The organism is Streptomyces sp. YGL11-2 (genome assembly GCF_050054615.1).
Taxonomy (GTDB): Bacteria; Actinomycetota; Actinomycetes; order Streptomycetales; family Streptomycetaceae; genus Streptomyces.
This window is the reverse complement of sequence record NZ_JBNHIN010000002.1, coordinates 411,202-436,650: the sequence shown is the minus strand read 5'-3', so window position 1 is coordinate 436,650 and position 25,449 is coordinate 411,202. Positions and strand designations below refer to the sequence as shown.

Annotated in this window: 21 protein-coding genes and 1 pseudogene; 4 read left to right on the top strand and 18 right to left on the bottom strand. The window is 71.3% G+C overall.

Annotated features, from left to right (window positions below):
• Nucleotides 1–196 precede the first annotated feature (196 nt).
• From ACO1BR_RS04320 to ACO1BR_RS04260, 13 genes are all read right to left on the bottom strand, one after another.
• Entirely contained in the window at nt 197–853 is a 657-nt protein-coding gene (locus ACO1BR_RS04320) for a response regulator (protein ID WP_189299615.1), read from the bottom strand.
• The gene (locus tag ACO1BR_RS04315) at nt 850–2,220 is read right to left on the bottom strand and encodes a sensor histidine kinase (RefSeq protein ID WP_426793665.1); all 1,371 of its coding nucleotides are present in this window, start codon (nt 2,218–2,220) and stop codon (nt 850–852) included. Before ACO1BR_RS04315 ends, ACO1BR_RS04320 begins: the two co-directional genes overlap by 4 nt.
• A gap of 403 nt (nt 2,221–2,623) precedes the next feature.
• Nucleotides 2,624–3,505 carry an alpha/beta hydrolase family protein gene (locus ACO1BR_RS04310; RefSeq protein WP_426793664.1) on the bottom strand — a complete coding sequence of 294 codons (882 nt, stop codon included), beginning with the start codon at nt 3,503–3,505 and terminating at the stop codon, nt 2,624–2,626.
• Nucleotides 3,502–4,833 (bottom strand): kynureninase, encoded by a 1,332-nt coding sequence (kynU, locus tag ACO1BR_RS04305; protein WP_426793663.1) that lies wholly within the window; start codon nt 4,831–4,833, stop codon nt 3,502–3,504. The genes ACO1BR_RS04310 and kynU overlap by 4 nt, the downstream gene beginning before the upstream one ends.
• 130 nt (nt 4,834–4,963) lie before the next feature.
• Nucleotides 4,964–5,872, bottom strand: coding sequence for a tryptophan 2,3-dioxygenase family protein (locus ACO1BR_RS04300; RefSeq protein ID WP_426793662.1), 909 nt, complete (start codon nt 5,870–5,872; stop codon nt 4,964–4,966).
• 278 nt (nt 5,873–6,150) lie between these two features.
• Complete coding sequence (locus tag ACO1BR_RS04295) at nt 6,151–6,564, bottom strand: DUF3151 domain-containing protein (RefSeq protein ID WP_426793661.1); 414 nt, start codon at nt 6,562–6,564, stop codon at nt 6,151–6,153.
• A 274-nt stretch (nt 6,565–6,838) separates the two neighbouring features.
• Nucleotides 6,839–8,359, bottom strand: a complete 1,521-nt coding sequence (locus ACO1BR_RS04290) for an MFS transporter (protein WP_426793660.1) — start codon at nt 8,357–8,359, stop codon at nt 6,839–6,841.
• A gap of 115 nt (nt 8,360–8,474) precedes the next feature.
• A complete protein-coding gene (fbaA, locus tag ACO1BR_RS04285) occupies nt 8,475–9,497 on the bottom strand; it encodes a class II fructose-bisphosphate aldolase (protein ID WP_426793659.1) in 1,023 nt (340 codons plus the stop codon).
• Between the two features lie 250 nt (nt 9,498–9,747).
• On the bottom strand, nt 9,748–10,290 hold the full coding sequence (pyrE, locus tag ACO1BR_RS04280) for an orotate phosphoribosyltransferase (protein ID WP_159502988.1): 543 nt from the start codon (nt 10,288–10,290) through the stop codon (nt 9,748–9,750).
• A gap of 45 nt (nt 10,291–10,335) precedes the next feature.
• Nucleotides 10,336–11,181 carry an aldose 1-epimerase gene (locus tag ACO1BR_RS04275; RefSeq protein ID WP_426793658.1) on the bottom strand — a complete coding sequence of 282 codons (846 nt, stop codon included), beginning with the start codon at nt 11,179–11,181 and terminating at the stop codon, nt 10,336–10,338.
• Between the two features lie 82 nt (nt 11,182–11,263).
• Nucleotides 11,264–12,220, bottom strand: a complete 957-nt coding sequence (locus ACO1BR_RS04270; RefSeq protein ID WP_426793657.1) for an SRPBCC domain-containing protein — start codon at nt 12,218–12,220, stop codon at nt 11,264–11,266.
• An 80-nt stretch (nt 12,221–12,300) separates the two neighbouring features.
• Nucleotides 12,301–14,079 carry a polyamine aminopropyltransferase gene (locus ACO1BR_RS04265; RefSeq protein ID WP_426793656.1) on the bottom strand — a complete coding sequence of 593 codons (1,779 nt, stop codon included), beginning with the start codon at nt 14,077–14,079 and terminating at the stop codon, nt 12,301–12,303.
• 142 nt (nt 14,080–14,221) lie between these two features.
• Nucleotides 14,222–14,740 carry a DUF2617 family protein gene (locus ACO1BR_RS04260; RefSeq protein WP_426793655.1) on the bottom strand — a complete coding sequence of 173 codons (519 nt, stop codon included), beginning with the start codon at nt 14,738–14,740 and terminating at the stop codon, nt 14,222–14,224.
• A gap of 947 nt (nt 14,741–15,687) precedes the next feature.
• Here ACO1BR_RS04260 and ACO1BR_RS04255 point away from each other — a divergent pair.
• The 3 genes and pseudogenes from ACO1BR_RS04255 to ACO1BR_RS04245 form a co-directional block, all read left to right on the top strand.
• A pseudogene (locus ACO1BR_RS04255) lies at nt 15,688–16,440 on the top strand (aminotransferase class I/II-fold pyridoxal phosphate-dependent enzyme); the annotation flags it as partial.
• Nucleotides 16,428–17,693 (top strand): recombinase family protein, encoded by a 1,266-nt coding sequence (locus tag ACO1BR_RS04250; RefSeq protein ID WP_426793728.1) that lies wholly within the window; start codon nt 16,428–16,430, stop codon nt 17,691–17,693. The pseudogene ACO1BR_RS04255 and the gene ACO1BR_RS04250, both read left to right, overlap by 13 nt.
• Before the next feature lie 138 nt (nt 17,694–17,831).
• Nucleotides 17,832–18,659, top strand: coding sequence for a PhzF family phenazine biosynthesis protein (locus ACO1BR_RS04245; protein ID WP_426793654.1), 828 nt, complete (start codon nt 17,832–17,834; stop codon nt 18,657–18,659).
• Between the two features lie 193 nt (nt 18,660–18,852).
• Here ACO1BR_RS04245 and ACO1BR_RS04240 read toward each other — a convergent pair whose 3' ends face one another.
• The 4 genes from ACO1BR_RS04240 to ACO1BR_RS04225 form a co-directional block, all read right to left on the bottom strand.
• The gene (locus tag ACO1BR_RS04240; RefSeq protein WP_426793653.1) at nt 18,853–20,325 is read right to left on the bottom strand and encodes a replication initiator; all 1,473 of its coding nucleotides are present in this window, start codon (nt 20,323–20,325) and stop codon (nt 18,853–18,855) included.
• Between the two features lie 157 nt (nt 20,326–20,482).
• Entirely contained in the window at nt 20,483–21,172 is a 690-nt protein-coding gene (locus ACO1BR_RS04235; RefSeq protein WP_426793652.1) for a DUF2637 domain-containing protein, read from the bottom strand.
• Nucleotides 21,173–21,218: 46 nt separating this feature from the next.
• Complete coding sequence (locus tag ACO1BR_RS04230) at nt 21,219–22,595, bottom strand: FtsK/SpoIIIE domain-containing protein (RefSeq protein WP_426793727.1); 1,377 nt, start codon at nt 22,593–22,595, stop codon at nt 21,219–21,221.
• A gap of 235 nt (nt 22,596–22,830) precedes the next feature.
• On the bottom strand, nt 22,831–23,193 hold the full coding sequence (locus ACO1BR_RS04225; RefSeq protein ID WP_426793651.1) for a hypothetical protein: 363 nt from the start codon (nt 23,191–23,193) through the stop codon (nt 22,831–22,833).
• A gap of 168 nt (nt 23,194–23,361) precedes the next feature.
• Between ACO1BR_RS04225 and ACO1BR_RS04220 the strand changes: the two genes are divergently transcribed.
• Complete coding sequence (locus ACO1BR_RS04220; RefSeq protein ID WP_426793650.1) at nt 23,362–23,802, top strand: GntR family transcriptional regulator; 441 nt, start codon at nt 23,362–23,364, stop codon at nt 23,800–23,802.
• On the opposite strand, the gene ACO1BR_RS04215 is transcribed toward ACO1BR_RS04220, so the two are convergent.
• Nucleotides 23,799–23,984, bottom strand: a complete 186-nt coding sequence (locus ACO1BR_RS04215; protein ID WP_426793649.1) for a hypothetical protein — start codon at nt 23,982–23,984, stop codon at nt 23,799–23,801. The genes ACO1BR_RS04220 and ACO1BR_RS04215 overlap by 4 nt on opposite strands.
• Nucleotides 23,985–25,449 lie beyond the last annotated feature (1,465 nt).

Genomic DNA, 25,449 nt, shown 5'->3' with positions numbered 1-25,449 from the left:
CCCCCCCCCCCCCCCCACTCCCGCCGGCCCACCGCACCGTCCACAGCCTGTGGACAGTGCCGTCCGAAGCGTCGGCCGACGTGCCGCCCCGGTGTGCGGACCAGGTCGGCGCACCGGGCGCACCCGCACCGGAAAGGAGATCACTATGGCGCGGACCACCCGCCGTACCACCCGCCGCACCGGCCGTCCGCGGCCCTCAGCCGCCCGGCGTCACCAGCCGCGCCTCGTACGCGAACACCGCCGCCTGGGTGCGGTCGCGCAGCCCGAGCTTCACGAGAATCCGGCTGACATGCGTCTTCACGGTCGATTCGGCGACGACGAGATGCGCCGCGATCTCGCCGTTCGACAGACCCTGGGCCACCAGCACCAGCACCTCCGTCTCCCGCTCCGTGAGGTCGCCGATGCGCTCCTGGGCCGGCGCACGGGGCGCGCCGAGCCGGGAGAACTCGCTGATCAGCCGCTTGGTGACGGTCGGGGCGAGCAGCGCCTCCCCCGAGGCGACGATCCGCACGCCCTCGGCGAGCTGGCCGGCCGAGGCGTCCTTGAGGAGGAAGCCGCTGGCTCCGGCGCGCAGCGCCTGGTAGACGTACTCGTCCAGGTCGAAGGTGGTCAGCACGAGGACCTTGGCGTCCGCGTCGGCGGCGACGATCTCGCGGGTCGCCTCCAGACCGTTCATCTCCGGCATGCGGATGTCCATCAGGACGACGTCGGGCCGCAGGACCGCCACCTTGTGCACCGCCTGCCGGCCGTCGACGGCCTCGCCGACGACCTCGATGTCCGGCATGGCGTTCAGCAGCACGGAGAAACCCTCGCGGACCATCACCTGGTCGTCGACGATCAGTACCCGGATCATGCGGCACCCCTGCCCGACGCGGTCTCCCCCGCCGTGTGCGCGACGGGAATGAAGGCCGCGACCTCGAACCCGCCGTCCTCGGTGTGGTCGGCCGTTATCTCGCCACCCAGCATCTGCACCCGCTCCCGCATACCGAGCACCCCGTGCCCGGCGCCCGGGGACGGCTTGGCGAGCCGGCTCGGCGCGCCGTTGACGATCCGCAGTCCGAGCCCGCCCAGGACGTAGGAGATCTCCACCCGGGCCTCCGCACCCGGCGCATGCCGCAGCGTGTTGCTCAGCGCCTCCTGCACGATCCGGTAGGCGGACAGCTCGACGCCCTGCGGCAGCGGCCGGGGCGCCCCGGTGGTCACCGCCTCGACGGTCAGACCGGCGCTGCGGACGCTGCCCAGCAGCGAATCGAGGCTGTCGAGCGTCGGCTGCGGGGCCTCCGGATCGCTCTCGACGAAGGCGTCCGGATCCTCGGAGCGGACCACGCCCAGGATGCGGCGCAGTTCGGTGAGCGCGGCGACCGCGTTCTCGCGGATGGTGGCAAAGGAGGTGGCGAGTTCGGGCGGGGTGTCCGCCACCCGGTAGGGCGCCGCCTCGGCCTGGATGGCGATCACCGACATGTGGTGCGCGACGACGTCGTGCAGCTCGCGGGCGATCAGGGCGCGCTCCTCCAGCAGGGTGCGCCGGGAGCGCTCCTCGGCGGTGACGTTCTGCGTCTCGACGACCTGCCGGCGCTCCTCGCGCCAGGCGCGGATCGCCGCGGCGGAGACGAGGACGACGCCGGAGAAGAAGGCCACCTGGGTCATGTCGCCCGCGGCACCGCCGCCGACCAGCGTCGACAGCACCCCGCCCAGCCCGAAGGTGACCAGCCACATCTCCACGGCCAGCCGCGGCCGGGTGCGCAGCACCACCAGCGTCATCACGACGAGGTGGATGGCGACGGCCGCACCGCCCCACGGGCTGCCGTACGGGCCGAAGACCCGCATCCAGACCAGCCCCAGGACGACCGCCAGCAGCGACAGCCAGAAGGCGCCCACCGGCCGGAAGAGGGTGAGCGCCGGCGGCGCGGCGAGCAGCAGCGCGGACACGATGCCGAGCGCGCCGCGGATCGGGCCCATCTCGTAGCCCGCGGTGAAGCTCGCGAGGAAGACGCACACCGCGAAGAAGCCGACGGCGGAGTGCGGCAGCCAGCGCGCCGCGCGCTTGACCCGCCGCGGCAGCCACCCCACCCAGCGGTCCAGCTTGGCGTCGTCCAGCGGCGGCATCGGTCGGAGGGCGAAGGCGTCGACGAACAGGTCCTGGCGCAGCGTGTGCAGCGCGCCATGGGCTATGCGTGCCTCCGAGCGCAGGGTGCTCTGCGTCTGGGTCGTCTCATTCACGCAGACAACGGTAAGCAGCGACGGCCGCCCGGGCGTCCCCAGGGAAGCGGATTTACGGGCCTCCATCTCAAGTACTACACGGACGGGCAGGACTGCCCCGCAGGTCACAGGGGGCGGCGGGCGGTCGCCGCCGACGCCATGGTCATATCAGTCACATCTGGATATCCAGGGATATCCAGCACAAGACAGACGGCTGTGACACCGGGCCGCCGCCGACACGGCGGCCTGCCGGCCGGCAGGCCGCCGTCCGCCCCGACCGACGCCCGCCCTCGACCGAGGTCCTGCCTCGGCTGCCGTCCCGCCGGGCGGACGGCAGCCTGGCCGGTGGCCGGCACCCCGTGTCCGCCGGCCGGCACCCGCTCCGCCCGCCCGCCGGCCCGCGCTCCGCCGGTCAGCCCGCTGGTCAGCCCGCCTGCCGGCCCTCGTCGGCCAGCAGCGCGAGGAGGGTGCGGAAGGCGGCGGTGCCGGGCGTGACGGGGGCGTAGTGGCCGACGCCCGGGAGTTCGCGGAGTTCCGTGGCGGCGGGGTGGGCGGCGGCGTAGCGGCGTGAGAGGTCCGGCGGGACGTCCGGGTCGGCGGTGCCGTGCAGCAGCGTGACCGGGACGCCGGCGGGCGGGTGGGCCATCGGGTCCGCGGCGGCCAGGCGTTCCGCGAACCCCGGCCCGGCGCCGAGCAGCTCGGCGACCGCGCCGTCGCTCAGGCCCAGCTCGTGGGCGCGGGCCAGATCGGCGACCGGCGCGACCGCGACGACCCGGGCCACCGGCGGGCCGGGGCGGGATGCGGTGAGCAGGGCGAGGTGCCCGCCCGCCGAGTGCCCCATGAGGACGACGCCGCGGCGGGCCGGGCCGGCCCCCGCCGCACCACCGGGCCTTCCGCCGGCCCCCGCCGCGGCCCCAGGTCCGGGCACCGCACCGACCGCCGCGTCGACCGCCGCGCCGATGGCCGCCGCCACATCCGCGAACGTCCGCGGCGCGCCGCCGCCCGCGCCCACCCTGCGGTATTCGGCCAAGGCGACCGGCAGGCCGTGGCGGGCCAACGCGGCGGCACACGGCGACAGGTGGCGCCGGTCGTACGCCGCGCGCCAGAACCCGCCGTGCAGCAGCACCACCAACGGGCCCCCGGGACCGGCCCCGGCCCCAGCCCTGGACCCCGGCTCCGGCTCCGGCTCCGGCCACCGCCCGTACAGGTCCACCACCTGGTCCGGATGCGGCCCGTACGCCACCGTCCGGACCGGCGCCACCGGGGCGAGCCCCAGCAGCGCCGCCTCCTCGCCGGCCGCGCTCACCCGCCGTCGCCGCCTCCGCCGGACGCCGGGCCCTCCGCGGCCGGCGGCCCCGCCGCCGTCGCGGCCCCAGATCCCCCGGCCGTCTCGCGGTCCGCCTGCTCCCGCAGCACCTCGCCGAGCACCCAGGCCGCCCGCTCCGCGTCCGCGAAGGTCGTGTAGAGCGGGGTGAAGCCGAAGCGCAGCACGTCCGGGCGGCGGAAGTCGCCGACCACACCGCGCCGGATGAGCTCGTCCATCACCTCACCGGCGCCCACCGCCTCCAGCGACACCTGGCTGCCGCGCCGCCGGTGCTCGTACGGCGTGACCGAGCGGACCCGGCCCGGCGGCGCGTACTCGTTGACGCACTCCAGGAAGAAGTCGGTCAGCGCCAGGCTCTTGGTGCGCACCTCCTCGATGGAGACGTCCTCCCACACCTCCAGCGCCGCCTCCAGCGCCAGCAGCGACAGGATGTCGGGGGTGCCCACCCGGCCGCGCAGGATGCCGTCGGCCGGGGTGTAGCCGGGCTCCATCCCGAACGGGTCGCTATGCGAGTTCCAACCGGGCAGCGGCGACTCGAACCGCTCCTGGAGGCTCTCCCGGATGTAGAGGTACGCGGGCGAACCCGGGCCGCCGTTGAGGTACTTGTACGTGCAGCCGACGGCGAGATCCACCCCGCGCGCATCCAGCCCGACCGGCAGCGCACCGGCGCTGTGGCACAGGTCCCAGACGGCGAGCGCGCCCGCGGAGTGCAGCGCGGCGGTGATGCCGGGCAGGTCGTTGAGTTCCCCGGTGCGGTAGTCGACGTGGTTGACGAGCGCGAGCGCGGTCCGCTCGGTGACCTCGTCGGCGATCCGCGCGGGCTCGACCGGGCGCACCGCGAGACCGGCCATCCGGGCCGCCGAGCGCGCGATGTAGCCGTCGGTCGGGAAGGTCGTGGCGTCGACCAGGATTTCCGTACAGCCCTTTCCGGCCATCCGGATGCCGCCGACCACCGCCTTGAAGATGTTGACGCTGGTCGAGTCGCCGACCACCACCCGGCCCGGCGCCGCCCCGATGAGCGGTGCGATCCGGTCGCCGACCCGCTCGGGTGCGGTCCACCAGCCCGACTCGGTCCAGGACCGGATACGCAGCTCACCCCACTCACGGGTGATGACCTCCGCGATCCGGCCGGGCACCGAGCGGGGCAGCGCGCCCAGCGAGTTGCCGTCCAGATAGACGGTGTCCTCGTCGAGGACGAAGCGGTCGCGGGTGGCGGTGAGCGGCCCGGCCGCGTCCAGCTCCGCGGCGCGCGCCGCCTCCTTGCGCGGGCCGAAACCACCGGAAGGGCCCGCGGACCGCCGCGGCGTCACGGCGCGCTCCGGGCTCCCGGCACCCTCGGGGCGCTGTGCCCCGCTGCTCTCAGGACTCCCGCTGCTCTCAGGACTCCCGCTCTTCTCGGGACTCCTGCTGTTCTCGGGACTCCTGCTGTTCTCAGGACTCTCAGACATGGCTTCGCGCCGTCCACAGCTCGGGGAAGACGTTCTTGCGGGCCCGCTTCTCCAGCCAGGCGACTCCCGCGGACCCACCGGTACCCATTTTCGCTCCCATCGCCCGCCGGGTCGCCACCAAATGGTCGTTGCGCCAGCGCCAGACCAGCTCGGCGACATCGGTCAAGAGCTCGCCGAGCCGGACCAGTTCGGACTCCTGCGGGCCGGCGAAGATCTCGGCCCACACCGCCTCGACGGCCGGGTCCGGCTCGTACCGCAGCGCCGGGTCCCGCCGGAGCACGGCCGCCGGGACGGCGTGGCCGCGGCGCGCCAGCAGCCGCAGCACCTCGTCGTACAGGCTCGGTTCCTGGAGCGCCTTCTCCAGTTCGGCGTGCTCCTGCGCGGCGCCGCGGTGCGGCACCAGCATCGACGCGGACTTCTCGCCGAGCAGGAACTCCAGCCGCCGGTACATCGCGGACTGGAACCCGCTGCCCTCGCCGAGCGCGGCGCGGTAGGAGTTGAACTGCGCCGGGGTCAGCCGGGCGAGCGGCTTCCAGGCGGCGTTCAGCGCCTCCAGCTCGTACGTGGAACGGCGCAGCGCGTCCATCGCCACCGGCAGATCGTCGCGCCGCAGCGCGTCGGCGGCGGTCTGCCACTCATGGACGATGACGGTGAACCACAGCTCCATGACCTGGGTGGTGACCAGGAAGACCATCTCGCCGGGGTCGTCGGAGTGCGGCTGCTGGAGATGCGTGAGGACACGCGCCTGGACGTAGTCCTCGTACGGGGTGGTGGTGCTGCTGCCGATGCTCAGATCGGGGCCGAACGGCGGGTCCGCCTCGGGGGCCTCGGCGGCCTCAGGGACCTCGGTGGCCGGCGCCGGCGGGCGGTGCGCGGGATCGGTGGGAGACGGATGCGACATGAGGGACTCCTCAGGTGCGAACTCCGGGTAGCGGTCCGCTCCTTCCTTGTCGGCACGGGAGCCCCGGTCCCCTCAGGCTCGGGATGACCCGGCCCACTGAAATCATCGGTGCTGGACCACCACCGCGCAAGGGCCGGCCATGACACCGCGCAGGGGCCGGCCGCGGACACGCGGCCGGCCCCTGGGACACCGGGCTCCCGGGCCCCCGTCCCACCCCGTACGGCGGGCGCAGGCGCTCCTGTCAGGGCGACGTGTTCCCGTGAGGACGACGTGTTCCGTCAGGACAGCGTGTCGGCCGCGGTCGGCGAGGAGTCCCGCAGGAAGGCCGAGCAACGCTCGTACTCGTCCTGCTCACCGATCGCCTGAGCGGCGCGGGCGAGGGCGTGCAGCGCCCGCAGGAAGCCGCGGTTGGGCTCGTGCTCGAAGGGCACCGGGCCGTGGCCCTTCCAGCCGGCCCGGCGCAACGAGTCCAGCCCGCGGTGGTAGCCGGTACGGGCGTACGCGTACGACTCGACGGTCCGGCCGGCCTGGAAGGCATCGTCCGCGAGCTGGGCCCAGGCCAGCGAAGAGGTCGGGTACTTCGCGGCGACATCGGACGGGGCCGTACCCGACGCGAGCAGCTCGCGGGGCTCGGGGTCGTCGGGCAGATGGGTCGGGGGCGGTCCCCCGAGCAGGTTCTCGTGAATGGGCATGGTCTCAGTATTGCCTGGGCGCCGCGCTGGGCTGCATCCCACGTTTTTGGCTTTCCCGCCGTTCCGCTGCGCTTGGCCGGGTTCCCACGTTGTCGGGTGCCCCGCCGTGGTGGTTTTTATCCGCTGCGCGGGGCTTTCGGGGTGCGGTGACGGGCCCCCGGGGCGGGGTGTCCGGACTGCTTCGCTTTAGGTCCGGACACCCCGCCCCTCCGGCCCGTCCCCTGCCGTGGGTGGTGGGAAGAAACGGTGGTGGGGGTTGGTGTGGTGCGGCCGACTACGGTTCGGGGGCGCCGGGGGGTTGCCCCTGTCCGGGGTTGGCCTCGCCCGGGTCCAGGGGCGGGGAGCTCACGCCGCAGTGGTACGTGCACTCTGCGTGGCACGGTTCCGGGGCCTGCAGGACGTCGCTGCGGACGGTCAGCCAGGCGGTCAGCGCGCCCAGCAGCAGCACGAGCGCGCACAGCAGCATGGCCCGCCGGAAGGCCGCCGAGAACTCGGCCGACGAGCGGTACGCCCCCGGGCCCATCCCGGCCAGCAGCGGCAGCGCGGCCACCGCCATCAGGCTCGCGGCCCGGGCCGCCGCGTTGTTGATGCCGCTGGCCAGGCCCGCCCGGTCCACGTCCACCGAGGCCAGCACGGTGGCGGTGAGCGGGGCGACCAGGGTCACCATGCCGGCGCCCAGCACCACCAGCGCGGGCAGCACATCGGTGACGTAGGACGCGCCCGGGCCCACCCTGGTCATCAGCAGCACCCCGGCCGCGCAGAGCACCGGGCCGGCGGTGAGCGGGATCCGCGGGCCGATGCGCTGGCCCAGCTCGCCCGAGCGGGCGGACAGCAGGAGCATCAGCACGGTCGTGGGCAGCAGCGCCGTACCGGCCTGGAGCGCGGAGTAGCCCGCGACGACCTGGAGCTGCAGCACGGTCAGGAAGAAGAACCCGCCGAACGCGCCATAGACGCACACCGTCACCGCGTTGACCGCGGTGAACTGCCGGCCGGCGAAGATCTCCGGCGGCAGCATCGGATCGGCCCGTCGGCGCTCCACTCGGACGAACGCCACCCCGAGCAGCACCCCGGCCACCGCGGGCCCGATCACTCCCGGCGCGACGCCCCGTCCCGGCGCCGCGATCAGCGCGTAGGTCACCCCGGCCAGCGCCAGCGCGCCGAGCACCGCGCCCGGTACGTCGAAGCCGCGCACCCCGCGCGCGCCCCGCTCCCGGGTCTCCGGTACGTGCCGCAGCGCGACCGGCACGCAGACCGCCGCCAGCGGCACGTTCAGGAAGAACACCCATCGCCAGCCGGCCCCGTCCACCAGCCATCCGCCGATGAACGGACCGACCGCAGCGGCCACCCCGCCCAGCCCCGACCAGGCGCCGACCGCCCGCGCCCGGTCGTCCGGATGGAAGACGGCCTGGATCAGCGCGAGCGAGCCGGGGGTGAGCAGCGCCCCGCCGGCGCCCTGGAGCGCCCGTGCCGCGACCAGCACCCCGGCGTTCGGCGCCAGCCCGCACACCAGCGAGGCCACCGCGAACCACACGACTCCGATGACGAAGACCTTGCGCCGCCCGAGCCGGTCGCCCAGCGCCCCGCCCAGCAGGATCAGCGAGGAGAGCGTGAGCATGTAGGCGGTGACGGTCCACTGGAGGACCGCGAGATCCGCGTTGAGGTCCGCGCCGATCCTCGGCAGCGCGACATTGACGACCGTGGTGTCGAGCATCGCCATGCCCGACCCCAGCACGGCCGTCGCCAGCACCCAGCGGCCCTGCGGCGAGGCCAGCCGGATCCCACCGGGCTCATCCATGGCGCGGCTCACTCATACCGTGAGCATGCCCCGATCCGCGGGCGACCGCACGGGCCCGGGACGCGGCAGGGCCCCGTACCCGGAACGGATACGGGGCCCTGGTGAACCGCTGTGCCTACTTCAGCTTGGTGCCCGTGGAGCGCAGGTTGGCGCACGCCTCGGTGACGCGCTTGGCCATCCCGCCCTCGGCCAGCTTGCCCCAGCTGCGCGGGTCGTAGGTCTTCTTGTTGCCGACCTCGCCGTCGACCTTCAGCACGCCGTCGTAGTTGCGGAACATGTGGTCCGCGACCGGGCGGGTGAAGGCGTACTGGGTGTCGGTGTCCAGGTTCATCTTGACCACGCCGTTCTCCAGCGCGGTGGCGATCTCCTGCTCGGTGGAGCCGGAGCCGCCGTGGAAGACGAAGTCGAACGGCGCGGTCTTGCCGTACTTGGCGCCGACGCCCTGCTGGAGGTCCTTCAGCAGCTCGGGACGGAGCACGACGTTGCCCGGCTTGTAGACGCCGTGGACGTTGCCGAAGGAGGCGGCGAGCAGGTAGCGGCCCTTCTCGCCCAGGCCCAGCGCCTCGGCGGTACGCAGCGCGTCCTCGACCGTGGTGTAGAGCTCGTCGTTGATCTCGTGGGTGACGCCGTCCTCCTCGCCACCGGTCGGGGTGATCTCGACCTCAAGGATGATCTTGGCGGCGGCGGCCTTGGCCAGCAGCTCCTGGCCGATGGCCAGGTTGTCGGCGAGGGTCTCGGCCGAGCCGTCCCACATGTGCGACTGGAACAGCGGGTTCTCGCCCTTGGCGACGCGCTCCGCGGAGACGTCCAGCAGCGGGCGGACGTAGCCGTCCAGCTTGTCCTTGGGGCAGTGGTCGGTGTGCAGTGCGACGGTGATGTCGTACTTCTTGGCCACGACGTGCGCGAACTCGGCGAGCGCGACGGCGCCGGTCACCATGTCCTTGCTGTACTGACCGCCCAGGAACTCGGCACCACCGGTGGAGATCTGGATGATGCCGTCGCTCTCGGCCTCGGCGAAACCGCGCAGCGCTGCATGCAGGGTCTGCGACGAGGTCACGTTGATGGCCGGGTAGGCGAACTTGCCCGCCTTCGCCCGGTCCAGCATCTCGTTGTAGATCTCAGGAGTTGCGATGGGCATCTGTCCGCTCCTTGTATGTGCGGGGTGTGCGTTCTTGGCCCTGACCAGGGGGCGACGACTTCGCCGTGGCACATCTTCCCAGACTCGCTGCACAGCTCCACATCGCCCGTCCGGCGGGCCCGCGCGTACGGCAGGCCGTTTCACGTGAAACGGCCTGCCGGGTTTCACGTGAAACGGCGTGCCGGTTCGCCCCCAGCACGCCGCACCTGCCTCAAAACCCCAGGTCAGAGCCCGCTCCGCGGACCGGTACTCAGCTGAGGCCGAGGTCCCCGAGCTGGTATCCGGTGATGTACGGAAGCCCGGCGTCGGCAAGAGCCGAAGCGGCACCCCGGTCAACGATCGTCGCAACCGCAACGACCTCGGCCCCGGCCTCCCGCGCCGCCTCGACGGCGGTCAGCGGCGAGCCACCGGTGGTGGAGGTGTCCTCGACGACCAGCACCCGGCGGCCGGTGATGTCCGGACCCTCGATACGGCGCTGCATACCGTGGGTCTTCTGCGCCTTGCGCACCACGAACGCGTCCAGCCGCCGGCCGCGCGCGGCGGCGGCGTGCAGCATCGACGTGGCCACCGGGTCGGCGCCGAGCGTCAACCCGCCGACCGCGTCGTACTCCAGATCGGCGGTGATGTCGAGCATCAGCTGACCGACCAGCGGCGCCGCCTGGCCGTCGAGGGTGATCCGGCGCAGGTCGATGTAGTAGTCGGCCTCCTTGCCGGAGGAAAGCGTCACCTTGCCGTGCACCACGGCCTTGTCCTTGATCTGCTGCAGCAGCTCGCCGCGCACGTCGTCAGTCATGCGCATGAGCTTAAGACAGAGCGCGTGGACGGCCGGGCCCGCCGGCTACAGCGCCCGCCAGGCCCACGTCGTGGAGATCTCCAGCGGATCGATCGGGGTGACCAGGCGCGGGGTGGTGTTCAGGCCGTTCGGCGGGCCGGACTGCGGCTCGACGCAGACCGCCGCCTCCTGCTCGTCGTAGACCACGACCCATTCGGCGCGGCTGGACACCGTCAGCTCCAGACGGCCCGGCCAGGTGAGCGTCACCTCGACACCGCGCGGCATTCCGAAGCAGTCGTCCCAGGGACCGGGCCGCTGCGGGATCCGGCGGCCGGTCGGCAGATGGTCCGGCCCGCGCTCCTCCTGCCACTCGGCGGCGAAGTCGACGCTCACGTCCCCGCCCGTACCGAGGTTGCGCAGGAACCACGGGTGCCAGCCGGCCTGCGCCGGGAAGGAGTCGCCGGTCGCCTCGACGCCCATGGTGAGCGTCAGCGAACCGCCGTCCTCGGCCAGCTCGACGACCTGGGTGACGGTCCCCGGATACGGCCACGGGGCCGCCGGATCGGTCAGCTCGTAGGTGAAGGCAGCCGCGGTGCCGCCGGTCCGCACGGTGCGCCAGCGGACGTCGCGACCGGTGCCGTGGATGGCGTGCGGCGGCGAGTTGACCGGCATCTGGTGCCGCTCGGCGCCGTTGCGGAACTGGCCGTTCTCGATCCGGCCACACCACGGCACCATCGGGAAGCAGCCGTACTTGTCGCCCTGCCGCAGCAGCTCCGTGCCGTCGACGCGCAGACCGCCGATCCGGCAGCCGTTCTCCGGGTGGACGGTCAGTTCGGTGTCTCGGGCGGCCAGCCGTACGCCGTCCGCCCCGCGCGAACCGGCCGCGCTCTGCGTGGTGTTCTCGGTGCTCACGGAAGCGACCCTAGCGGTGCACCGGCGGCCCCGCCGGTCCACGGCCACCGGCAGGGGGACGGCCGGACGGAGACCGCCCGCGTCAGCGGCGCCGCCGCAGCACCCGGCCGACGACCACCGCCGACGCCAGCACCACCGCGGCGGCGGGCGCCGCCCAGCGCAGCGTCGCCGAGCCCGCACTCGTCTCGGGCGCGGGCACCGGCGCGTACCGGCCGCGCGGCGGGGCGTGGTCCACCTCCTCCGCGCTGCGCCCGATCATCGTCCGGCGGGCGTGCGCGGCCTCCGCGGGCACGGTGCCGTGCCCGGCACCGATACCGTGCGGCGCGGCCAGGTCGTCCCCCGGCTCGTCGCCGAGGTCGTCCTCGTCGTCGGCGTCGTCTCCGTCGATGACGTCATCAGCACCATCGACGTCCTCGACGGAGAAGTCGTCCACCGCGTCGGCCGCGGCCGCCTCCTCGGCGTCCGCGACGACGCTGACGTCGTCCTCCGCGTCGCTGGGCGGGGCGAGCGCCGGCGGCGGCACCTCGGTGTCGAAGACGCTCTGCGGCACCGGCCCGGCGCCGGCCTCCGGCTCCGCCACCGGCCGCTCCTCCAGATCGGCCGTGAGGTTCTCCGCGAAGCGGTCCAGCAGCCGGCGTCCGGCGGTCCGCGCGGCCTGGCCGTCGGCATCGGCCAGCCGGCCGTCGCTGCGGACCGTGCCCCGGCACGTCAGCAGCGTCCCCGGGCCGGGCTCGCTGGCGGCGGACAGTCCCACGGTCAGCGTCAGCGACACCGCGCCGTCGCCGCGTGTCTCGGCGCCGGTCGCCTCGACGGTCAGCGGACCGGTGCCACCGTCCGCCGCGCCGCCGCTGACGGTCAGCGCCCCGCGGTAGGTGATGGTGGAGCTCCCGACGCGCAGTCGCAGCCGGCCCTCGGGACGGTGCGGGGCCGCATCGGCGTCGAGTTGGACTCCCGGGACGCAGCGCGCCACCCGCTCCGGCTCGGTGAGTGCCTGCCGCACGGTCCCGACGGGAAACGGAACGTACACCTCATGCTCCATGTCATGGGAGCCTAATTCCTTCGTCAGCGCCACGGGGAGCCCTTGGTGGATGTCCGTGGTGTTCGGGTCGAGCCGGCGGCTCACTCCAGATACCGGGGACGCATCAGCGTCGACGGCGCCAGGCCGGGGATCCGGTCCCGTACCGCGCCCTGCCGCCCGGCCCGCACCTCGCCGAGGACGACGGACGCCGCCGGCGGGGCGTCGGGCGCCGAGGCCAGCCGCGGCGGCTGCCGAGCGGCCAGGAGGAAGCCCCAGTACCGGACCCCGCCCGGCGGGGCGGCGGGCGGTACCCGCCAGAGGTGCGGCACCGTCGTGGGCGCCCGGTCGCTCGTCCCGGGCCGTCCGAACACGGTGTACGGCGCGACCGAGCGGTCGGGGCCGCCCGAGAAGTCCGAGAGCCGGCCGGGGATGCGGTACGGGAGGGTCGCCAGGCCCACCGACCGCAGGGTCGCGTCCACCGTCCAGTACGTCTGCGGCCGGGCACACGGCGGTCCGGCGTGCACCACCATCCGGCCGTCGTCGGCGAGCAGCCGCAGGGCGAGGCCGTAGAACTCCTGGGAGTAGAGCTTGGTGCTCGCGGTGATCCCCGGGTCCGGCAGATCGGAGACGATGACGTCGTACCGCTCCGGGCGCGGCCGGTGGCCCGAAGCGCCCTGCCGCCGGAGCCAGTTGAACGCGTCGGCGGTCACCACCCGCACCCGCGGATCGCGCAGCGCCCGCCCGTTGAGCGCCGACAGCCCGGGGTCCGTGCGCGCCAGCCGCACCACCCCCGGGTCGATCTCGACGACGGTGACCGAGCGGACCGTGCGGTAGCGCAGCAGCTCGCGCACCGCGAGGCCGTCGCCGCCGCCCAGGACCAGCACCCGGCGGTGCGGGCCACCCGCCATCGCCGGGTGCACCAGCCCCTCGTGGTAGAGGAACTCGTTGACCGCGCTGACCTTCAACCGCCCATCGAGATACAGCTCCAGCGGCCTGCCGGAACCTTTCCTCCCCCGCCCCGCACCACTCGCGCCGCCGCGCGATCCGCCCGTACCGCCGGTCAGCACCACCTCCTGGATGCCGGTCTGCACCGCGACCCGGGCCGCGTCCCCGTACACCGCCTGCCGGGCGGCCTGTTCGAACGGCTCGGCCAGCACCACACCGGTGGCGAGCAGCGCGAGCACCAGCGCGTTGGCGGCGAGCAGCAGCCAGCGCGTACGGGCGGTCAGCTCGCGCCCGAAGAGCCACAGCACCAGCACCGAGCCGGCCACCGCGTTGATCCCGCCGGTGACCAGCGCACCGGTCAACTGGCCCAGGCAGGGCAGCAGAAGAAAGGGGAACGCCAGCCCGCCGACCAGTGCGCCCACGTAGTCGGCGGCGAACAGATCGGCCACCGCGCCGCCCGCGTCCTGCCGGCGCACCCGCTGGATCAGCGTCATCAGCAGCGGCACCTCGGCGCCGATCAGCGTGCCGATCGCCAGCGAGAAGCCGACGAGCGCGGAGCGGGACTGCCCGAACCACGCGAAGCAGGCGTAGAGCGCCATCGCGGAACTGCCGCCGACCAGCGCGAGGATCGTCTCGACCACCCCGAAGCCGACCGCGGCGCGGCAGCGCAGCCGCTTGGCCAGCAGCGCGCCGACCCCCATCGCGAAGACCATCACGGAGAGTACGACCGACGCCTGGGTGACCGAGTCGCCGATCAAGTAGCTTGCCAGGGCGACCAGTTCGAGTTCGTAGACCAGACCGCAGGCCGCGCAGACGAAGACCACCGCGAGCACCAGCAGCCGGCCGAGCCCGGACGGCACCGGCAGCCGGGCCGGCGTCATGGCCTCGGGCGGCCCGAGGGCGCCGACGAGGAAAGGCTCTGGCGGGTCGATCATGACATGAACGCTACGTGACGACGAGGTGGCCCTATGTCACCCACACGAGTGCACTCTCGGTGCCGCACGCACCAGTTGACACCTCTACGACCACGGCGCAACCAGGGCCTCACGCACCACCTCCGGCGCCCTCAGGCACCCCTCAGGCCGCGACCACCGCCCGCACTCCCACCCGTGTACGGGTCGCCACCAAACGCCCCTCCTGTGGGTAGGCATGCCAGGTCCGCCAGCGCACCTGCCCCTGCTGACGCTGCGCCAGCATCGCGGTGAAGGCGTGCGGCGAGCCCGGGAAGGTGCCGGCGAGGCCGTGCGGATGCTCCGCGACCAGGGCGAGGAGCTCCTGCGCCCGCCCGGCGAACGAGCCGCGCGACAGCGTCTCGACGTGCGCGGCGAACTCGTACTCCCAGTCCCCCAGCCGCTTGGCCACGCCGAGCGGCAGCGGCGTGCTGCTGCCCGGCATACAGGCGACCGTCTCGGAACAGTTGCCGTGCTCCTCTTCCAGCAGCACCTGATGGGAAGCCCCGAGCAGCCTCAACTGCACGCGGGCGTCGTCGAGTTGGAGATTCAGTACGGCCAGGGCCGGCAGGGGTTCCCTGCCCAGGGCCCAGGCGAGATCGGATGCGCGGGTATCGGTATACGCCGTTTTCAGGGTCGTGAGCATGGGTCGGCTCCGCAAGCACGCAGTGGATGGTGGGCCGGTCCGCCCGAGAAGGATCAGGGATGCACTACTGCCTGCCGGCTCGTGCCCACGTGGGGTCCGAGAACTGGGGGATTCTCACGGGAGAGGGAATCACGAATGGCGCGCCGCCCACAGCGATTTTACCCATCTTCGCCGGGTTTCCATCCCCTAGAGGGCCATGCAGTTCACCTGTTCAACCACCAATCCCACAAAGGGCGTTGAACGTTTCACGCCATGCTCCGGACGCATATGCAAGGCAGCATGGGCGCCCCGCATGTGTGCCGCCGGAGACCGGGTACGAGCGCGACACAACGGCCATTTCCACCAGGAAAAGCGGAGTGCCCGCGACCGCGCGCGGAACCCACGCAGCGACCGTGGGCACATTCGTGCGAGTTCCCCCAGGGGTCGGTCAGGGTCACCTCAGAGCGGCCCCTCAGGAACTGCCGCAGCCGCCACCGCCGCAGGAGGAGTGCCCGCCGCAGGAATGGCCGCCGTGGTGGCCGCCGCCACCACCGCACGAGTGGTGATGGTGGTGCCCGCCGCTCGAACCGGAACCGACGTCGCCGGCCCCCGCCGCCCACCAGCTGCCGCCCCCGTCGCCACCCCTGCTCCGGGAGCCCTTGGACGCGCCGTACCCACTCCGCTTCCGGCCGGAGCCGCCCCGCGAAGCCACCCCCACCAGCCCCAGCACCACCACGCAGATCACCGCGAAAAAGAACAGGCCCATCATTCCTGCCTCACACTCCTTCCGTTCCCCCGAAGCGAGGCATCGCTCCGTCCGGCGCCGGTGCGCCGCCGCGGCGCCGTCCCGCGCCGCCGGCCGCGCTCTCCGGCGGCCTCATGGTCTGTCGTGCAGGGGCTGATGCCCCGCCCAGGAGGGCTCAAAGCACAGTTGAGGAAGTCCAGAGGTTCGGCGCAGGATGGCGCGCATGGACCGACCGCTGCTCAACCGCCGCCTCGCCGCCTTCGGCACCACGATCTTCGCCGAGATGTCGGCGCTCGCCCAACGCACCGGCTCCATCAACCTCGGCCAGGGCTTCCCGGACGCCGACGGCCCGGAGGAGGTCCGCGAAGCGGCGGTGCGCGCCCTGCGGGACGGCCGCGGCAACCAGTACCCCCCGGGCCCCGGGATCCCCGAGCTGCGCACCGCCGTCGCCGCCCACCAGCAACGCTTCTACGGGCACCTGGGGCTGTCGTACGACCCCGACACCGAGGTCCTGGTCACCGCCGGCGCCACCGAGGCCATCGCCGCCTCGCTGCTCGCCCTCCTCGAACCGGGCGACGAGGTCGTCGCCCTGGAGCCGTACTACGACTCGTACGCCGCCTGCATCGCGATGGCGGGCGGCAGCCGCGTCCCGGTGACGCTGCGCCCGTCCCCCGAGACCGGCACGTACCACCTCGATCTCGACGAGCTGCGCGACGCGGTCACCGACCGCACCCGCCTCATCCTCCTCAACACCCCGCACAACCCCACCGGCACCGTCCTGACCCGCGACGAACTCACCGCCGTCGCCGAACTGGCCGTGGAGCGCGACCTCCTGGTCGTCACGGACGAGGTCTACGAGCACCTCGTCTTCGAGGGCGAGCACCTCCCCCTCGCCTCGTTCCCCGGCATGCGCGAGCGCACCGTCACCATCGGCTCGGCCGGCAAGACCTTCTCCTTCACCGGCTGGAAGGTCGGCTGAGCTCCGCATGGCGCAGGGACCGCAAGCGCCCCGGGTGGGACGCCATGCTCAAGGAGATGGAGGAAGGCCGGATCCGCCACCTCATCGCCTACCACCCTGACCGGCTCATGCGGCAGCCGAGGGACCTCGAAGAGCTGCTGACCATCTCCGACACCAACCGCATCACCTTGCACGGCGAGGCGAACCGACGCGACCTCACCGACCCCGACGACCGGTTCATCCTCCGTATCGAGGTGGCCCATGCCTGCCGCTCCTCGGACGACACCTCACGCCGCTTGAAGGACGCGATGGACGACCGGGCCAAAGCCGGCACGCCGCACACAGGCCGCCGCCGCTACGGGTACACGAAGAACGGCCTGGAGATCATCGAGGCAGAAGCCGAGATCATCCGCGAAGTCTTCCGGCGGTTCCTCGCCGGGCAGTCACCGCGCGCCATCGCCCGCGACCTCAACGAGCGGCAGATCACGACCGCGCTGGGGAAGACGTGGGGGCCCGACACCGTACGGGCACTGATCGACTCGCGGCATGTCGTCGGTATCCGGATGTTCCGTGGTGAGGAACACGGCGTCGGCAACTGGCCCGCGATCATCGACCGGGGCCAGTGGGACGAGGCGCAGGAGAAGCGGAAGTTCCGCGCAGAGCGGTCGGCGGAGAAGAACAACCGGACGCGCTACTACATGCTGCGCAGCGTCGTCATGTGCACCTGCGGCCGGACGATGGCCGGCAACTCCGGAAGCGTGCCCGAGTACCGCTGTACCCGCCGGGTGGCCGTGGACGGTACGGCCTGCAAGCGCACGATTGCGGCGGAGCCCTTGGAGCGTTTCGCGCGTGCCGTCGCCGTCGATGTGCTGTCGAAGCTGGACATCAGCGGCCGGACGCCCGCAGCGACCACCAGGCCGACCATCGATGTGGAGGCGGACGAGAGGGACGCGCAGAAGCTCAAGGACCTGTACGCGATGTGGGACGCCGATGAGATGCCCACGCGCGAGTACCGGCAGAAACGGCGCGAGATCGAGGCACGGATGAAGGAGCGGCAGAAGCGGACCGTCGTACGGCCGGTGGCCGTCCTGGAAGGCGTCGCGGGACCGGACGCCGAAGAGAACTGGAAGCGGTTGGAGAAGGAAGAGGACTACGCCCGCATGAACGCGATCTACCGGTTCCTGTTCGGGGGCATCGTCATCGGCCCAGCGTCCGGGGTCGGCAACTTCGACACTGACCGGATCGCGATCAAGCCGAACCCCTTGGACTAGGGCGCGTATTGGGTCCTGATCAATCTGCTGGAATCGCCTCGGGGCCCGAAGCCGTCACGTGTGCCCCGACCCGCAGTCGGTCCACTCGTCACAGATTGGACCTGGAGGGCGCTTTTCTCGCATAACTACGTTCCTGGCATGCGATTTCACGTCGTCGACGCGTTCACCGACCGTGCCTTCGCCGGGAACCCGGCGGGGGTGTGTCTCCTGCCCGCCGGGCCGTGGCCGGCAGACGCCTGGATGCAGCAGGTCGCGGCCGAGATGAACCACTCAGAGACTGCGTTCGCTCTCCCACTGCCCGCCAAGGCCGAAGCTGACTGGGCCATCCGCTGGTTCACCCCGCTCGTCGAGGCCAAACTGTGCGGTCACGCCACATTGGCCACGGCGCACGTGCTGCGCACCGAGCGGGGGCTCCTCGGAGCCGTGCGGTTCAGCAGCCGGCAGCACGGCATCCTCGTCACGCACGCCGATGAGGAAGGCAGCATCACTTTGGACTTTCCGGCCGCACCCGGAACCGCAACCCCCGTGCCGGACGGGCTGCCTGAGGCATTGGCGGCCCAACCCGAGGCCACCCTCCACGCTCCAGCCCTCGGTGATCTGCTGGTGGTCCTGCCCGACGAGGCCACCGTCCGGGCTGTGACCCCGGATTGGGAAGCGGTAGCCGATCTGACCCGCCGCACGGGCCTGCGCGGCGTCATCGTCACAGGCCCCTCGGCTGAGCCCGGGCTGGAGTACGACTTCGTGTCCCGTTTCTTTGCGCCGGCCAGCGGCATCCCGGAGGACCCCGTCACGGGCAGCGCGCACACCGTGCTCGCCCCCTACTGGTCGGCTCGACTCGGCCGTGACAGGCTCACCGGCCTCCAGGCGTCCGAGCGCACGGGCCTGGTCCGCACTGCCCTGCACGGCGACCGTGTCCACCTCTCCGGAAGAGCCGTCTCGGTCATGGACGGAACCCTGCGCGCCTAAGGGATTAACGACCCTCACGGGCCGAGGAGCTGCGCAAGACGTGCCGCGCTCCTCGGCCCTATCTGTGTCGGGAACTTGGCAGCCTCCCGACGCACTGCCGCCGCCCACTTCTCTTCAGACTCGCGCGCGTAACGCTTGTGAGGCGCGGGCTTCGAGGCGGAAGGGGGCTCTGTGCGTTCCAGCGCGATGGCTGTCACTGCCATACCTCCCCTTCTGTCTTGACGCGTTCGGCAAGCTCACGGGCTTCGGTGATCTCGTGGCGGACTTGGGCGGCCAGGAGTTCTTCGCCAGGGCGGTAGCCGGAGGCGAGATAGGCCCAGGAGGATTCGGTGACGAGGGTCGTGTTCTCGTCGGGGGTGGGAAGGCCGGCATCGGTTCGGGCTTGCTCGGCCTGTGCGGTGCGCCAGGCTTTGCGTACGTCGCGCAGCGCGCCGAGGGTGGTGGAGTAGCGGCGGGATTTGGTGGAGAAGTGGCCGCGGAATCCGAGCATGTGCGCCCACTTCCAGAGCTTGAGGTCCGCGAATTCCGGGAGGTGGCCGAGGGCCCAGGCGGTGCGGATCATCTGGCGGACGTGGCGCTGTACGGGGAGGGCTTTGAGGGGTTCGGCCTGTCCGGTGCCGTCGCAGTCGGCGCACAGGTCGCGGAAGCCGTCGGGACCGCGCAGGTAGCCGCGTCCGCCGCAGGGGGCGCAGACGAGGGAGCGGTCCACGGTGCCGGAGTCTTCGGCGCTTTTGGTGGCGTACTTGGCGACGTATCCGGCAACGGCCTTGTCGGTGAGTTCGCCGTCGCCAAGTGCGGTGATCTCGCGCACGTCGAGGCGGTCGCCCCAGCGGATTTCGCGGTCTCCGGTGTGGTCGGAAGTCACCGTGAGAACGGTGTTCTCGGCAGCGTGCTCGATGGCGGCTTTGAGTGCGTCGATAGTGGCCCAGGAGGGCGGGGGCTGGTTGCTGCCTTCGGGGCCGTCGAAGCGGATGACCGCGTGGAAGTGGACGAGGCCGCGCTTTTGGTACTCGGCGACCTTGGCGAAGGAGACGCGCAGGGCGGCGTTCAGTGCCTTTTGGGTCATGCCGAGGTGGGCGGCTAGGGCGCGGCGGAGGTAGGTGGTGAAGCGTGCCCACAGGGCGCCCGCGTGGGCGTTCCAGAGCACGGCGCCTGTGTAGTCGTAGGTCGAAGAGCGGAGCGGTGTTCCCAACTCTGGTGCATCTTCGGCGTGTTGGGCTCCGCAGGCGCAGGCGCGGAGTTTGCCGCCTTCGGTGGGGCGGTTGTGGACGGAGCCGAAGGAGGGGGCGGTGAGGGTGGCGAAGACGCGGGGGTGGGTGCGGACCGTTTCGGGGACGGTCTTGCCACCGGAGAGGCCGGCCTTGATCAGGTGGTAGGTGTCGGCGGCGTAGAGGCGGGAGCATGCCGGGCAGCGGGAGGAGCGGCGGTTCCCGCAGGCGGTCAGCAGGCGTCCGGTGGGCTCGTTGGCGGTGGCGTACGAGCGCAGGACGGTGTTCGTGGTGGCGTCGAGGGTGGCGGTGTGGCCGATGAGGTTGACCGGGCGGGTGCAGCCGCGCAGGTTGCGGACCTGTTCTTGCACGCGGTCGAAGTCTTGGAGGTTGGCGAGCTCTACCAGGTCCCGCATGGCGGGGCTGACCACATGGCGCAGGTCCAGATGGCTGGTCATGGGGTGCGGGGTGTCCTTCCTGGTGTGAGGGTGGGAAGCCTCCGGTAGGACGCCTCCGGGCAGCGACCGAATGCGCAGGCGGTTGCTGCCCGGAGGCATGCCGGACCGAGCCCGGTTACGGGCAGGGCGGGGAGGGTGCCGAGAGGCCGGCAGAGGGTCAGGCCGCGTGCGCGGCGGTGGCGAGCCGGGGGCCGACGCCCAGTCGGGTCTTGAGCTGGGCGGCCGTGATGGGCTTGCCGTGTTCGGCCTGGTGGGATGCGGCGATCTCGCGCGCTTCCTCCAGCAGTGGAGCAGGCACAGAGGCCGCATCAGCAGCGGTGGCCGCTCTTGCCGGAGCAGGGGCCGGGGTCGGCGCGGGCGCGGCGACGGGAGCCGCATCGACGGGTTCCAGAGCCGGGGCAGGGGCCGGGGCCGGGGTTGTCTCGGCGGATGCCGGGGCCGTGGTGGTCACGGTGTGGAAGTGGCGCAGGAGCTGCGGGCCCACCGCTCCCCAGCCGAGGAGGAGCAGCGGTGCGACAGCGTCTACCGCAGCGCGGCCCCAGTGGTGGGCGATGAGGGGTTCGGCGATGTTGAGGGCAAGGGTCAGCAGTCCCGACAGGTGCATCAGCCGGGTGGCGGAGCGCATCTGCTCGGCCTCAACGCCGCGCAGGGAGAGGTAGCGCAGAGCCACCAAGAGGCCGACGACCGACAGGTCGACCATGGGGGCGATCAGCGGGGCGACCGGGGCGGGGACGCCCAGGCGCAGAGCCAGGGACCAGACGTTGCCGAAGGAGAAGACGAACGCCAGGGCAGCGATGATGGCCATGACCACGGTCACGGTGCGCTGTGTGATCCGGTCCTCAGACATAAGGGTTCACCTCCTTCCAAGTGCTCGCGGGGGTAGGGGCGTTGGGTCAGGCCGCTTCCGGCGTGTCGTCGTCCCCCTTGTCTAGGTCGACACCTGTGTCGAGGTAGGAGGCGGCGTAGTAGTCGAGGAGCTTTTGCGGGTCGTAGGTGTGGTGCGCGGTGGCGCCTGCGATCTCGGCGGCGTGCGTGTCATCCACGTACGGGGTGCGCAGGCGGATGAAGCCGGGGCGGCCCTGCAAGGCCATCGAGGCAACGCCGACGTAGTTGGGGTCTTGGAGGTTTACCGGGTTGGCGTCGGGCCAGTTGCGGATGTCGTCACCGAGGGCGGCCACGGAGGCTTCGGCAGTCTTCTGCGCGAAGCTCAGGCCCACCGGGCACACGTCCCGGATGAACGTGGGGATCGCGTCCCCGGTGCTCTTCTGCGTGGCGAGGATGACGAGGATGCCGACGCTGCGGCCCTTCTTGACCAGGTCCTCGACGAGGCGGGCGTTCTCCGCAGCCAGGGCAGCCAGCTTCTTGGTCTGCGCGTCGTTGCCCTTGTAGTCGCGGAAGTAGGTATGCGCCTCATCGATGATGAGCACCGTCAGCGGCCAGTTCTCCGAGGGCCCGACCTTCCACATGTTCTTCACGCCCAGCACGTCCTTGATGCTGGCCGAGCGTTCCCGGCGCAGCTTCACGAGCCGCTTGAACAGCGCGTTGGCTTCCTCCAGGTCGTCTCCGACGAAGGCGAACAGACGATGCATCAGGTCGGCGTAGTCACCTTCGTAGGCCGCGGACACCTTGCCGTCGGCTACCGCGAACTGGATCTCCGGCGAGGGTGCGCAGTCGCAGATGAACTTGTTGATCAGCGAGGTTTTCCCGTAGCCGGGCAGGCCGGCCACCGTCACACCCGGAACGTTGCTCAGCGCCACCGTCACCGGCTGGGCATACCCGTCCACGCCCAGATGCCAGGTGGCGAGATCTTCCGGAGCCTTTCCGGTGGGTACATGCTCGGTCGGGGAGGCCAAAGGATCAACGCGTACTCCCCGGATGACGACCTGGCCGGGGCCGTCGGGCGTTACGGAGACGCGGGCGCAACGCCAGGCGTCAGCCAGGTACGGGGTGGCCTTCTGGAACTCTTCCAGGCCGACCTTGGGCAGGCAGTTCGCCCGCGCCACGATCCCGAAGCGGTCCGGCTTCACCTTCAGCGCCGGGGTCAGTACCCGCGGCTTCGGCGCCTTGTTGGTTTCGGTGGTGGTCAAAGCCGCCAGCGCGGTGGGCATCTTGTCCGTGACCGACAGTCCGGCCATCTGCGCGAGACGCTTCCAGCCCCGACGCACCCGGACCGCCTGACGGATGCTGGCTCGCATCGTGCGATCCGCCGCGATGTAGCGGCCCAGCCACACGGCCGCCATGACCGCGAAGACGGTCAGTATCAACGCCACCACCACCGGGGCGTAGGCGTTGAGTTCGTTCAGTGTCATATCTACTTCCGTTCTCCGTAGAGGAAGCCCCACAGGGCCGAATCGAGGTCGCCCCAGTCGAAGTCGTTGATGACCGGGGGGAATCCGTGAGCGACCAGCACGGCCGCCACGTCATGCGTCACTTGCTCGCTGAAACGGGGGTCCGGGAGGGGGGCCGGGACCGGATAGGACCGATCCCAGCCCGGAATGAAGTCCCTCACTTGCCCTGCGCCTCGGAGGCCGGGGTGTCGATCACCAGCGCGTTGGCGCGGTAAGCGACGCCCGAGGACACCTGACCGTTGAACAAGTTGGCCCAGGGGGTAGCCATCAGGTCCACAGTCTTGACCGGCATACCGGGCTTGAGGCCGTTGGGCAGACCCGGCTGCGGAACGGTCACCTTCAGCGCCTCGGCGCGCTCACCCTCCATCAGGAAGATCATCACCGTGTACAGCGGGGCATTGGTCTCCCGGTCGAGGGCACGCTCCCCCTTCTCCTGGTCCGCCCACTTCGGCACGGGCAGAGAGCCGGACATGAGCTGGGTCTCTGCCGTCAGACCAACGCGAATCGTCGTGCGAGCCATGTGCTGCTCCCTTTCGTTCGGCGCCGCCGTGTGCAGCGCTTGATGACTCCATTGATACATAGCCTAGCTAGCCCAGTCAAGTCACCGAGCTAGAGATGCGTCAGCTAGCCCTGTTATTGCATGGCGTTCCCTGGGTTAGCAGGGCTAACGCGGGCTACCCTGAGAGGCATGACGCCAGCGAGCCAGCACGACCCACGCCCGCCCTACCAGCAGGCAGCCGACGCCATCCGGCGCGATATTGAGACCGGCAGACTCAAGGCCGGCGAGCAGCTGCCCTCACACAGCAAGCTGCAAGAGAGGTTCAACATCGCCAACATGACAGCGCGCTCCGCGCTGCGCGTGCTGCGTGAAGAGGGGCTGATCTACACCGTGCAGGGGCGCGGCAGTTACGTAGCCGACCAGCCCGGCGGGCACCGCAGCGACGCCGACGCGGCCGAGGGAATTGAGCAGAAGGCGGAGGCGGGGGCGGACCCGGAAGACAGCCAAGCCGCCGGATCCATCCCCGAGGCGCTCCACGCCCTTAACGAACAGCTGCGCACCCTCAACGCCGAAGTTCAGGGCCTACGCAAGGAAGTGGACGAGCTGAAGGCCGAGCGAAAGCAGCGCTAGGCCGGCCCCCGGTTCTTCCGCAGCTCCGCCACGTCTTCCCGTACCGCCCGTATTTCCTCACTCAGACGCCCCGCCATCGCGGTCATCTCCCGGATCAGGGCGAATACATCTGCCCCCTGCCCGGCCGCCGAGGTCTTCAGTTCGTTCTCGTTCATCGTGTGCATCCCCGTCTTACGCGTCATTTCGCTTGCACCCCAGTCAGCTCTAGCGCCCTTACCGCCCCGCTTACCGAATCGGCCCGCACTGGTAACGGAAGCGGCACAACCGCCCCGGCAAGGCCCGCGGTAAGCCCCCAGAAGGCGAAGCAAGCAGCGCAGTAAGGCACCGAAGAGACACGGCAAGCGCGGCTCCACTCACCAGAGGCCGCCGGCCAGCCGAAGCAACCAGCGCCACCTTCCAGGCACTCGCCACCACCGTGCACGCGATACGCAGCGATCACAGCGGCACTTCCCGCCCTGCGGGCCACGCCCCTCCAGAATCCCGCCCCACGGCGAAGCGATCCGCTTACGCGTCCTGCCTGGTGCACGGCACACCGCCTCCATCCGTTCGCCGCAAGGCCATTCGCCCCGCGCTGGTAGCCACAAGGATCCGGAGAAAGGCCGGTTTCGCTAACCGGCGTTTCCGTGTTACCTTCCGCCGCCATTTCGCACCTGCCCTCCCATCGAGCACGCACCCGCACCGGACCGCCCGGCGGGACCATCACCAGACCAGCCGTCCCCGGATTTCCTCAGTCCGTCATCCCGTGCCAAAATCCCGCCTCCTTCCATGCGGCCGCAGCACACCACGCCAACCGGACACCTTCCCGAACGCGCCCCATGTTCCGGACGAACGCCGGTTTGGCCAGGCCGGACTTTTCTGCTAGAAACCCGCCGCCACACACGACCCGCGCCACCTCCTGTCGTTCGCTCGGGGCACTCCAACAGGATCCGGAAAAACGGTGGTTGGCCAAAAGCCGTTCTCGTGCTATGTGGCCCCGCCATCTCCGGAAACAGGCAGGAGCGGGGATCACCCATAGAGGTGTCGAAAGCAGCGACGGTGTGACACCACCGCTCAGCGACCCAGGTCACCGAAACGCCTCCCCTCTCATTCACGTGCCGGACCACCCGGCGCAAGCGCCAGCTGATCACCGAAAGCGGACACCACCGCATCCATACAGAGAAGGGATCGGCCAGGCCCCGGATGTGACAGCCAGGGCCGGACTTCTTTCGAAGCGCCCCGTATCGCCAGACTGGACACCTCAACTGTGGATAACTTTTCGGCGCTTCCGAAGCCGAGGCCCAGGGACACAGCCACGAATGCGAGCAGCGCAAAACCCGTGCGACACCACGCCGAACGCCGCTTTCATCCTGTGCAGAAACCCGCGGACATCTCGAACCACGCCCTCTTGAAATCGGCATGTCGGAACTCTGAACCGGCCAGCCTGTGGACAGAGTTCGGCGATCTGCGAGACGAACCCGAATGAATCGCCACGATCTAGGGCATGCAGGGGTGCGAGCGACATGGACGAGGGGACAGTGCTAGGACGCTTCGCAGCAGCGGCCAAGGAGGAGTAGCAGCCGAGCTGTTCAAAGTTTCCTTACTGGATCAAGGCGGCCCGCTACGCGGACCGCGCGCGCTGGCGGCCGAAGGCCGCCGACGCTCCTGTCT

Bases quoted from the DNA above. Each gene is read 5' to 3' on its own strand.
- ACO1BR_RS04225 (WP_426793651.1), bottom strand. From the start codon at position 23,193: ATGGCTCGCACGACGATTCGCGTTGGTCTGACGGCAGAGACCCAGCTC.
- ACO1BR_RS04290 (WP_426793660.1), bottom strand. From the start codon at position 8,359: ATGGATGAGCCCGGTGGGATCCGGCTGGCCTCGCCGCAGGGCCGCTGG.
- ACO1BR_RS04260 (WP_426793655.1), bottom strand. From the start codon at position 14,740: ATGCTCACGACCCTGAAAACGGCGTATACCGATACCCGCGCATCCGAT.
- pyrE (WP_159502988.1), bottom strand. From the start codon at position 10,290: ATGACTGACGACGTGCGCGGCGAGCTGCTGCAGCAGATCAAGGACAAG.
- ACO1BR_RS04240 (WP_426793653.1), bottom strand. From the start codon at position 20,325: ATGACCAGCCATCTGGACCTGCGCCATGTGGTCAGCCCCGCCATGCGG.
- ACO1BR_RS04265 (WP_426793656.1), bottom strand. From the start codon at position 14,079: ATGATCGACCCGCCAGAGCCTTTCCTCGTCGGCGCCCTCGGGCCGCCC.
- ACO1BR_RS04235 (WP_426793652.1), bottom strand. From the start codon at position 21,172: ATGTCTGAGGACCGGATCACACAGCGCACCGTGACCGTGGTCATGGCC.
- ACO1BR_RS04215 (WP_426793649.1), bottom strand. From the start codon at position 23,984: ATGACGCGTAAGACGGGGATGCACACGATGAACGAGAACGAACTGAAG.
- ACO1BR_RS04300 (WP_426793662.1), bottom strand. From the start codon at position 5,872: ATGTCGCATCCGTCTCCCACCGATCCCGCGCACCGCCCGCCGGCGCCG.
- ACO1BR_RS04270 (WP_426793657.1), bottom strand. From the start codon at position 12,220: ATGGAGCATGAGGTGTACGTTCCGTTTCCCGTCGGGACCGTGCGGCAG.
- ACO1BR_RS04295 (WP_426793661.1), bottom strand. From the start codon at position 6,564: ATGCCCATTCACGAGAACCTGCTCGGGGGACCGCCCCCGACCCATCTG.
- ACO1BR_RS04320 (WP_189299615.1), bottom strand. From the start codon at position 853: ATGATCCGGGTACTGATCGTCGACGACCAGGTGATGGTCCGCGAGGGT.
- ACO1BR_RS04220 (WP_426793650.1), top strand. From the start codon at position 23,362: ATGACGCCAGCGAGCCAGCACGACCCACGCCCGCCCTACCAGCAGGCA.
- fbaA (WP_426793659.1), bottom strand. From the start codon at position 9,497: ATGCCCATCGCAACTCCTGAGATCTACAACGAGATGCTGGACCGGGCG.
- ACO1BR_RS04245 (WP_426793654.1), top strand. From the start codon at position 17,832: ATGCGATTTCACGTCGTCGACGCGTTCACCGACCGTGCCTTCGCCGGG.